The following is a 9,472-nucleotide window of genomic DNA, read 5'->3' as shown; positions in this document are numbered from 1 at the left end:
GGGCAGGCCGTCGCCGTCCGGGGCGGTCTGCACCGTGGAGGTGCGCGCCGGCGCGAACGGCAGCACGGTCTGGTCGGGGCGTTCCCGGGTGCGCCGGGCAGGCCGGGGCCGGATCGGGGCGCCCAGCCGACTGACCGGAACGCTCGGGCGGGCCACCGGCACCGGCGGGCCGGGTGGCTCGTCGGTGATCAGGTCGGCCGGCACGAGCACCACGGCGGTCAGCCCACCGAGCTGCTCGGCGCGGAGGGTGACCAGAACGCCGTGCCGGGCGGCGAGGCGGGCCACCACGAAGAGTCCGAGTCGGGCGCTGTCGGCCGGGTCGAAGTCGGGTGGATCCGTCAGGCGGCGGTTGGCCTCCTCGACCGCGCCCGGTGACATCCCCAGCCCGCGGTCGGTGATCTCGACGACGTACCCCTTGGGCACCTGCTGGCCAACGATCTGCACCCGGGTATCCGGCGGGGAGAAGGCGGTGGCGTTCTCGATCAGCTCGGCGAGCAGGTGGGTCACGTCGGCGACGGCCCGGCCCTCCACCCCGGCGGGCGGTAGCTCACCGACGTCCACCCGGTCGTACGCCTCGACCTCGGAGACCGCGCCGCGGACCACGTCCAGCACGGCGACCGGCTGTCGCCACCCCCGTCCGGGGACCGCCCCGGCGAGGATGACCAGGTCCTCGGCGTGCCGGCGGAGTCGGGTGGCGAGATGGTCGACCCGGAACAGGTCGGCCAGTTCGTCCGGGTCCTCGGTGCGCCGTTCCATTCCGTCGAGCAGGGCGAGCTGCCGGTGCACCAGGCCCTGGCTGCGGCGGGCGAGATTGAGGAACACCTCGTTGAGGCCCCGACGCAGGGTGACCTCGTCGACGGCGGCGCTGACCGCGGTGCGCCGGACCTCGTTGAAGGCGCGTCCGACGTCGCCGATCTCGTCGGCGCCGTACTCCAGCGGCGGCGCCTCGCGCGCCACGTCGACCTGTTCGCCCCGGCGTAGCCGGGCCACCACGTCGGGGAGCCGGTGCTCGGCCATCTCCAGGGCGGCGGCCCGCACGCCGGTGAGCCGGCGGACCAGCGTACGCCCGACCCGCAGTGCGACCAGGATCGACACCACGACCGCCAGCAGCCCGAGCACCCCGGCGGCAGCGAGCCGGACCAGGATGGTGGCGGCCACCGGCAGGACGCGGTCGGTCAGCCTGTCGGCCTGGCGTAACTCGAACTCGTGCAACTGTTGCTGCACGGCCTCGTAGCTGGTCAGCCAGGCGCGGCCGTCCACCGACGGGCGCCCCGACGGGTCCGCGCTCAGCAGCGTCTGCTGCATGGCACGCAGCCGGACGAACTCCTCCCCGGCCACCAATCGCTCGTAGGCGGCCCGGTCCTCGGCCGGGAGGTCGGCCACGGACGTCTCGGCGAGGAACCGCTCGTTACCGATGGCCTGCGCCATCCGCAGGTGTTCCCCTTCGGCGAACCGGCCGTCGGTGACCGCCCCGGCCACCAACGCGTCGGTCTGGGCGAGCAGCTCACGTGCCCGACCGAGGCCGATGAGCGCCAACGCCTGCCGGGTCAGCTCCGGTTCGGGCCCGTGTGCCGTGGCGTGGAATGCCTCGAAGACCACCCCGATGACGCCGGTGTAGAGGGCGTTCGCGTCGCCCCGGTCGACCTGCCGGCGATCGATGAGACCCCGCCCGGTCGGCAGCGTGTCGAGGGCGCCGGCCAGCCTGTCCAGGCGACCACCGAGCAGGTCGCCACCGGCGTCGCGCAGCCGTTCCCCGCCGATGCGCCGGCGCAGCTCGGCTACCGCGCTGTCGGTACGCCGTCGCTGCTCCGCCAGGGCCGGCAGCGGCTTCGTGCCGGCGAGCTGGACCATCGAGAGCCGCCGTTCGCGTTGCAGCTCCCCGACCGCCGTCCCGCCGGGACGCCCGAGATCGTCGAGGAAGGTACGCGAGACCAGCAGGTCGAGCGCCGGACCGAGGGTGAGCGTGGTGGTGAAGATCCAGAGTGCCATCAGGGCAGCGACCGGGGTCACGACCAGTGCGGTCAGCTTGGCGCGGATCGACCAGTCGTGGGTGTCCATTGAGTCCTCGCCCGAAGGGATGGCAGCGGTGGCGCCGGCACCGGCCGGGCAGAACCCGGCCACGGCGCCGGGCACCGACACGGGCGCCTTGGGCAGGATACGTAATCGGGGCGCGGAGCACTACCGGTCGACAACCGCCCCGTCGCGCTCCGCTGTGGATGCCGGTGGGCACGCCGGACCCCCGCCAGACGCCCGGCCGGCGCCGTCGGGGCGCCGGCCGGGACGAAGCTCAGGCGGGGACCGAAAGGCCGAGACCCTCGGCGACCCGGCGGCCGTATTCCTCGTCGCACTGGCCGAAGTGCCAGACCATCTTTTCCTGGATGTGCTTGTCGCACTGGGACAGGTTGGTCACCAGGTTGAGGATGAGGTCGTCACGCTCCCAGTCGGCCATTTCGCGGTACCGCCGGCCAGCCTGGGAGTAGTTGTCCTGCCGCTCGATCGGGGCCTTCATGATCTGACCCGAGACGAAGGGACGGTACTCCCGGTAGGACTCGTCCGCCTCGCGTAGCCCGGCCAGCGAGGACGGCTCGAAGTTGATGTGCGGGTTGGCACCCCGGTTGTCCACCCCGTACGACATCGCGCCGCCGGTCTGGTTGGTGCTGACCACCACGTCCTCGCGGGGTCGGTTGACCGGCAGCTGAAGGTAGTTCGGACCGACCCGGTAGCGCTGGGTGTCCGAGTAGGAGAAGGTGCGGCCGACCAGCATCTTGTCGTCGGAGAAGTCGATGCCGTCGACCAGCACGCCGGTGCCGAAGGCGATCTGCTCGTTCTCGTTGTGGTGGTCGGTGATGTTCCGGTTGAGAGTCATCATTCCGACAGGGAGGTACGGGAAGTCCTCCTCCGGCCAGATCTTGGTGTCGTCGAGCGGGTCGAAGTCCAACTCCGGGTGCTCGTCGTCGCTCATGATCTGGACGTTGAGCTCCCACTGCGGGTACTCGCCGCGCTCGATGGCCTCGTAGAGGTCCTTCGAGGCGTGGCCGAGTTCCTTGGCCTGGATCTCCTGCGCCTGCGCCTCGGTGAGGTTGTGCTCGCCCTGCTGGGAGAGCCAGTGGAACTTGACCAGCACGCCCTCGCCGTCGGCGTTGACCAGCCGGTACGTGTTCACCCCCGAGCCGCGCATCGTGCGGTAGTTCTTCGGGATGCCGTACGGGCTGAACAGCCAGGTCAGCATGTGCATGGCCTCGGGTGTGTTCGACATGAAATCGAAGATCCGGTTGGGTTCCTGGCGGAAGGTCACCGGGTCCGGCTTCAACGCGTGGATCACATCCGGGAACTTGATCGCGTCGCGGATGAAGAAGACCTGGAGGTTGTTGCCGACCATGTCCCAGTTGCCGTCCTCGGTGCGGAACTTGACCGCGAAGCCGCGCGGGTCGCGGGCCGCCTCGGAGGAGTCCCGGCCGCCGATGACGGTGGAGAACCGGATGGTGACCGGCGTCTTCTTGCCCCTGGTCTGGAAGAGCTTGGCCCGGGTGTACGTCGACGCCGGCTGGTCGCCGATCGTGCCGTACGCCTCGAACTCGCCGTGCGCGACGAAGCCGCGGGCGTGCACCACCCGCTCGGGGATCCGCTCCCGGTCGAAGTGGCTGATCTTCTCCAGGAAGTGGTAGTTCTCCAGTGTCGCCGGGCCGCGCGAGCCGACCGTGCGCTGCTGCTGGTTGTTGTGGACCGGGTGGCCCTGGCGGGTGGTGAGGATGGGCTTGTTGTCGATCTGTTCGCTCATCGCTGTCCTCCTGATCGGTTCTGGCGGTGGGGGCGACGCGCCGGGGTGCCCTGTGGCGCACTCCCGGGCTCGATCGGCATCACCCCACCCAAGCGCGTTCTCTGGAACGAGTCAACTTTTGCCCGTGTCGATCGGGCGGCCGGCTGAGCGGCAGGAAAATCGACCGGATCGGGATTGGCGATCACCGGACGGAGGGAATACCAGGGGGCGAAGGAGGAGCCATGTCGCCCACGCAGGTAATCGTTGTGGTGCTCGCCGTGCTGGTGGTCGCGGCGCTGGTCGCCGCGGCCGTCGTGGCCGGCCGACGCCGCACGCTCAAGCACCGCTTCGGCCCCGAGTACGACCGGCTCGTCGCGGAACGGGACAACCGTACCGCCGCGGAACGGGAGCTGCGCGAGCGGGAACGCCGGCACGCCGAACTCGAACTCACTCCGCTGGACCCGCCTGCCCGTGCCAGGTACGCCGCCGCCTGGGAGGAACTCCAGGTGCGTTTCGTCGACTCCCCGGCCGAGACGGTCGGTGACGCCGACGAACTGGTCAGTCGGCTCATCGCGGAACGGGGTTACCCCACCGGGGACTTCCCGGAGCAGATCGCCCACCTCTCCGTCGAGCACGCCCGCACCCTCACCCACTACCGGGACGCGCACGAGATCCGGCTCCGCAACGAGCGGGGCGAGGCCAGCACCGAGGAGCTACGCCAGGCCCTCGTGCACTACCGGACCCTCTTCGCCGACCTGCTCGGCGAGGAGCCGGTCGGGCAGCAACCGCCGGCGCAGCGCCGACCGGACAGCCCGCACGACGTCACCAGCCGCTGAGGAGATCCGCCATGCGCCAGGAAGAGCAGCAGGCCAACCAGGAGCACCCGGAGGCGGTGCGGTCCGCGCCGGTGCCCGTTCCACCCACCGCCGACGCGACCGCGCACCGGGACCGCAACGGCCTCCGCCCGTACCAGGGGCGGGAGCGTGACGGCGACGACGACGGCGACCGACCGGAGTTCCACGACCCGGCCCCGCTGCCGACCGTCTTCGGCGCGGCCACGGTGGGCGACGCGGTCGCCGCCTCGGCACTGGCCAGCGGGCGTCCGGAGGACGAACGGGACGCCCGGCAGGAGGACACCGCGCTGCCCGGCGACGGGGCACCGGGACGGACCGATCCGTTCGACGACGAGCGGGCCGACCCGACGGCCGCCGACCGCATCCACGACCGCGACCGCTGGGAGGCCACCCACCCCGACGTCGTGACCGCAACCGCAGCCGGCCCGGACGGCGTGCGGCGCGACGGCGACGCGCCGGCCGCCGGATACGGCAGCGCCGTGCCGACGATGGTCGACCCGGACGCCGGGACGACGGCAGCGGACCCGGTGACGGCCGCCGCCGGGGCGACCGGGGCGAACGTCCCGACGCACGCGGCGACCCTGTTCGAGGCGGACGCGGCGCAGGCGTTCCGGGACCGTTGGCGGGAGGTCCAGCTCCGCTTCGTGGACGACCCCCGGGCGGCGGTCGGCGAGGCACAGGCACTGGTCGAGGAGGCCATCGAGGCGCTCTCGGCCGCGCTCTCCGCGCAGAAGCAGCGGATCGGCGACTGGCGGGACGCCGGCTCGGCCGACACCGAGCAGCTGCGGGTGGCGGTCCGCCAGTACCGGGATTTCCTGGACCGGGTCCTCGGTCGCTGACCGCGCTGTCGGGGCACCCCGGTCGCACATCGACCGGGGTGCCCGCGCGTGTGCCGTACGTCGCGCGTGGAAAGCCGATCATCGGGGTAGTAGCTCGCCCACGTACACGACGAAGGGTGGGGGAATGGACGGTGGCGGCCTCCGGCTGAGCATGAACGGGCTGGACTACGGAATTCTCGCGCTCTATTTCGTCACCGTGCTCGGTGTCGGTTTCGCCGCCCGCCGGGCCATCCGGACCAGTGTCGACTTCTTTCTCTCCGGGCGTTCGCTGCCGGCCTGGGTGACCGGGCTGGCCTTCGTCTCGGCGAACCTCGGCGCGCTGGAGATCATCGGGATGGCCGCCAACGGCGCCCAGTACGGCATGATGACCCTGCACTACTACTGGATCGGCGCCGTCCCGGCGATGGTCTTTCTCGGCATCGTGATGATGCCCTTCTACTACGGCTCCCGGGTCCGCAGCGTCCCCGAGTACCTGCGGCTGCGCTTCAACCGGCCGACCCACCTGCTCAACGCGATCAGCTTCGCGGTGGCCCAGGTGCTCATCGCCGGGGTCAACCTGTACGCGCTGGCGCTGATCATGCAGGCGTTGCTCGGCTGGCCGCTGTGGGTCGCGATCGTGGTCGGCGCGGTGATCGTGCTGGCGTACATCACCGTCGGCGGGCTCTCCGGCGCGATCTACAACGAGGTGCTCCAGTTCTTCGTGATCATCGCCGGTCTGGTGCCGATCACCGTGATCGGCCTGGTCAAGGTCGGCGGCGTGAGCGGCCTGATGGACGCCGTCCGCGAGTCCCGGCTCGGCGAGGCCGGCCTGCACGCCTGGCAGGGCACCGGCAGCACCGACAACCCGCTGGGCGCGCACTGGATCGGCATCGTCTTCGGTCTCGGTTTCGTGCTCTCCTTCGGTTACTGGACCACCAACTTCGCCGAGGTGCAGCGGGCCCTGTCGGCGCGGAACATGAGCGCCGCCCGGCGGACCCCGATCATCGCCGCCTACCCGAAGCTGCTGATCCCGGCGGTCACCATCATCCCGGGCCTGATCGCCATGGTCACCGTGCAGGGGCTGGGCGCCAGCGAGGGCGATCTGGTCTACAACAACGCGATTCCGCTGCTGATGCGCGACCTGCTCCCCAACGGGGTGCTCGGGATCGCGGTGACCGGTCTGGTCGCCTCGTTCATGGCCGGCATGGCGGCCAACGTCAGCGGCTTCAACACCGTCTTCACGTACGACATCTGGCAGGCGTACGTGCGCCGCGACGGCTCGGACGAGTACTACGTCCGGGTGGGCCGGCTCGCCACTGTCGGCGGCGTGTTGGTCGGCATCGGCACGGCGTTCATCGCGGCCGGATTCAGCAACATCATGAACTACATCCAGGCGCTCTTCTCGCTGTTCAACGCCCCGCTGTTCGCGACCTTCATCATCGGCATGTTCTGGAAGCGGATGAGCCCGCTGGCCGGTTTCTGGTCGCTGCTGTCCGGCACCCTGGCCGCGCTCGCCACGTACCTGCTCTACAAGGGCGGGGTGCTGCACTTCAACTCCGACCTGGAGGAGAGCTTCTGGGGGGCGGGCATCGCCTTCGCCACGGTCGCCGTGGTGGCCGCGGTCGTCACCCCGCTGACCCGCCCCAAGCCCGACGACGAACTCCAGGGCCTGGTCTACGGCATGGGCGGGGTGGACCTGAAGGGCGACGTGCTGGCCGGCGACCGGGTCTGGTGGCGCTCGCCGGTGCTGCTCGGCGCGATCGTCCTGGTCCTGGCCGTGGTCCTGTACATCCCGGTCTTCTGAGGCCACATCCCGCTCTTCTGACGCCGGTCCCCCGGCGGCGACACGAGAGGAAGGTCGACTCCATGGAACAGCACAGCGAGCGGTCGCAGGATCCGCTGGTCGAGGAGACCGAGGCGGAGCGGGCGAGGTCCGCGGCGTCCCGGCTGTTCGACATCCGCCGGGTGATCGGTGGCCTGTTCGTCGTGTACGGCGTGCTCGTCGGCCTGGTCGGCCTCTTCGACGGGCAGCCGGAGATCGACAAGGCGCAGGGTCTGCGGATCAACCTGTGGGCCGGTCTGCTGATGTTGCTCTTCGGGGTGGCCATGCTGGCCTGGCAGTGGCTCCGCCCGGTCGAGCCGCCCACCGTCGAGGAGGCCCAGGAGGTCTGATCCGCGCCGGCATGGGCCCGTCCCAGCGGGGTACGCGAGATCAGAGCGTCCTGGGACAGGAGGGCAGCACCATGACGGATCGTGACCCCAACCGCGGCCGGCCGCTGGAGGAGAGCCCCGAGGTGGCCGCCGCGGTCGACGACGAGACCACCGTGCCGCAGTTGGCCACCGACGGCGGCCCGGACCGCGACAATCCGGCCTTCACCGAACCGGGCGGCGGCACGGACGAACTGGTGGGCGACCCGTACGCGGCGGGCACTGGTGCGACCGGCACCGGCACCGGCGCGGCCCCGGACAACATCCGTACCGGGGCCGAGCAGCAGTGGGAGCCGGAGGATCTGGTGGCGGCCCGGGGGCAGGACCTGACCCCGGAGAACATCGAGCGGGCCCGCCGGGATCTGGCCGAGCTGGGGCCGGCGGCGATCGAGCGGACCGTCCCCTGAGTGGCGGTGCCACGGTGGGGGCCCCTGGCCCGACCGGGTGACCGGTCGGGCCAGGGGCCCGGGGGAACCTGCCGCGGCAGTGCCTCACTCCTGCCGCGGTAGGTAGGCCGTCCGCCGGGTCAGGAGAGCGGCGGGTAGGCGTTGCGCATCAGCTCGGCGAACTGCGCCGGGAACCAGGCACCCGAGATCGGGGCGTCCGGCAGGGCGCCGCTCATGTTGTAGCCGTTGCGGGCGTTGCCCTCGTAGGTCGGGTCGCACATTCGGTCGAAGCCCTTGCCCTCGGTGTTGGGGATCTCCTTGCTGGAGCCGTCCGACTCGCCCGGGGGCTTGACCCAGACGTAGGCGTCGATGCCGGGCTCCGGAGCCGCCTTGGGACGCTCGCCCAGACCCGCGCCGGCCTGGTTGCACCAGTTGCCGGTGTGGTGCCGCCGGTCGACCCGACCACCGTTGACGTAAGCGTCGACGCTGGTCATCGGGCCGGGGCCGGTCGGCCGGGCCGAGCCACCCCACCCGTTACGGGAGGTGTCGATCAGCATGCCGATCTTCTCGTCGAAGCCCTTGGTGACCAGTTCCCTGCGGAACGCCTGGGCGAAGGAGAGCTCGTCGACGTAGAAGTTCCAGTCGATCCACTTGGACTGCCGGACGGACGTCCCGCCCACGTTGTCGGTCACCTTGAAGTGCGGCTCCCGCAGGGCCGAGTAGTTCGCGGTGTTGACGATGAAGCCGTGCACGTTGGCCGGGGTGCTGCCGGACGCGCCGGCCGCCTCGCGCAGGATCTGCGCGGTCGGGCCGAAGTTGCTGTCCCAGCCGATCCAGCCGTGGTGCGCGGCGTCGATGTAGTTGTAGACGTTCGGAATCGCGCCCAGCTTGGCCAGGGCGTAGCCGACGCCGTTGACGTACGCGCCGTTGTTCTTGACCGTGTCGCACATGACCGTGCCGCCCGGGTTGCCGGAGGTGTTGGTCACCAGGTTCGGCAGCGAGTCGATCTCGACGACGTTGATGATCCGCAGGTTACGGTACTTCGCGTCACCCTGGATCGCGGCGATCGGGTCGATGTACTCGGCCTTGTAGCGGGGCAGCTCGTGGGCCTTCAACTCACCGTTGGAGGCGAGCGCCGAGCAGTCCCGGCCGGGCAGGTTGTAGATCACGATCTGGATGTAGTCGGCGCCCTGCCGCAGCGCCTCGTCCAGGTGGTCCCGCAGCCCCATGGCGCCGTTCGAGCTGCTGTCCGGCGTGCCGTTGATGGCGGCGATCCGGTCCAGCCAGACCGCGGTCGGGGTGTTCGAGACGCGGTTGCCGCCGGGCACCGACTCGGCCTTGGCCTTCCACTCCGGGTTCACGTACCCCTTGGCGTTCAGATACGGGTTGTCCACCCGCTGCCCCGGGATGGGCGGCGGGGTGGACAACCCGTATCTGAACGCCAAGGGG

General features: G+C 70.8%; 8 protein-coding genes. 5 read left to right on the top strand and 3 right to left on the bottom strand.

Annotated elements, in window-relative coordinates; genetic code table 11:
- Together E1166_RS26795 and E1166_RS26790 are read right to left on the bottom strand one after the other, a co-directional pair.
- Positions 1-2,058: nitrate- and nitrite sensing domain-containing protein (locus E1166_RS26795; protein WP_132342709.1), on the bottom strand; the 2,058-nt coding region annotated here is incomplete at its 3' end.
- Positions 2,059-2,287: 229 nt separating this feature from the next.
- A complete protein-coding gene (locus E1166_RS26790) occupies positions 2,288-3,778 on the bottom strand; it encodes a catalase (protein ID WP_132342708.1) in 1,491 nt (496 codons plus the stop codon).
- 221 nt (positions 3,779-3,999) lie between these two features.
- On the opposite strand from E1166_RS26790, the gene E1166_RS26785 reads away from it, so the two are divergent.
- From E1166_RS26785 to E1166_RS26765, 5 genes are all read left to right on the top strand, one after another.
- Positions 4,000-4,593, top strand: a complete 594-nt coding sequence (locus E1166_RS26785; RefSeq protein WP_132265522.1) for a hypothetical protein — start codon at positions 4,000-4,002, stop codon at positions 4,591-4,593.
- An 11-nt stretch (positions 4,594-4,604) separates the two neighbouring features.
- Complete coding sequence (locus tag E1166_RS26780; protein ID WP_132265520.1) at positions 4,605-5,450, top strand: hypothetical protein; 846 nt, start codon at positions 4,605-4,607, stop codon at positions 5,448-5,450.
- Positions 5,451-5,574: 124 nt separating this feature from the next.
- A complete protein-coding gene (locus E1166_RS26775; protein WP_132265518.1) occupies positions 5,575-7,233 on the top strand; it encodes a sodium:solute symporter family protein in 1,659 nt (552 codons plus the stop codon).
- 62 nt (positions 7,234-7,295) lie between these two features.
- Positions 7,296-7,601 carry a hypothetical protein gene (locus tag E1166_RS26770; RefSeq protein WP_132265516.1) on the top strand — a complete coding sequence of 102 codons (306 nt, stop codon included), beginning with the start codon at positions 7,296-7,298 and terminating at the stop codon, positions 7,599-7,601.
- A gap of 71 nt (positions 7,602-7,672) precedes the next feature.
- Positions 7,673-8,044 carry a hypothetical protein gene (locus E1166_RS26765; RefSeq protein WP_132265514.1) on the top strand — a complete coding sequence of 124 codons (372 nt, stop codon included), beginning with the start codon at positions 7,673-7,675 and terminating at the stop codon, positions 8,042-8,044.
- A gap of 119 nt (positions 8,045-8,163) precedes the next feature.
- On the opposite strand, the gene E1166_RS26760 is transcribed toward E1166_RS26765, so the two are convergent.
- Positions 8,164-9,472 (bottom strand): glycoside hydrolase family 6 protein (locus tag E1166_RS26760; RefSeq protein ID WP_132342707.1); only part of this gene is annotated, 1,309 nt, incomplete at its 5' end.

Source organism: Micromonospora sp. KC213 (assembly GCF_004348325.1).
GTDB lineage: Bacteria > Actinomycetota > Actinomycetes > Mycobacteriales > Micromonosporaceae > Micromonospora.
This window is presented reverse-complemented; position numbering and strand designations above follow the sequence as displayed.

What these genes read in the sequence shown, in the direction of transcription:
- E1166_RS26765 (WP_132265514.1), top strand. Translation starts at nt 7,673, where the DNA reads ATGACGGATCGTGACCCCAACCGCGGCCGGCCGCTGGAGGAGAGCCCC.
- E1166_RS26775 (WP_132265518.1), top strand. Translation starts at nt 5,575, where the DNA reads ATGGACGGTGGCGGCCTCCGGCTGAGCATGAACGGGCTGGACTACGGA.
- E1166_RS26790 (WP_132342708.1), bottom strand. Translation starts at nt 3,778, where the DNA reads ATGAGCGAACAGATCGACAACAAGCCCATCCTCACCACCCGCCAGGGC.
- E1166_RS26785 (WP_132265522.1), top strand. Translation starts at nt 4,000, where the DNA reads ATGTCGCCCACGCAGGTAATCGTTGTGGTGCTCGCCGTGCTGGTGGTC.
- E1166_RS26780 (WP_132265520.1), top strand. Translation starts at nt 4,605, where the DNA reads ATGCGCCAGGAAGAGCAGCAGGCCAACCAGGAGCACCCGGAGGCGGTG.
- E1166_RS26770 (WP_132265516.1), top strand. Translation starts at nt 7,296, where the DNA reads ATGGAACAGCACAGCGAGCGGTCGCAGGATCCGCTGGTCGAGGAGACC.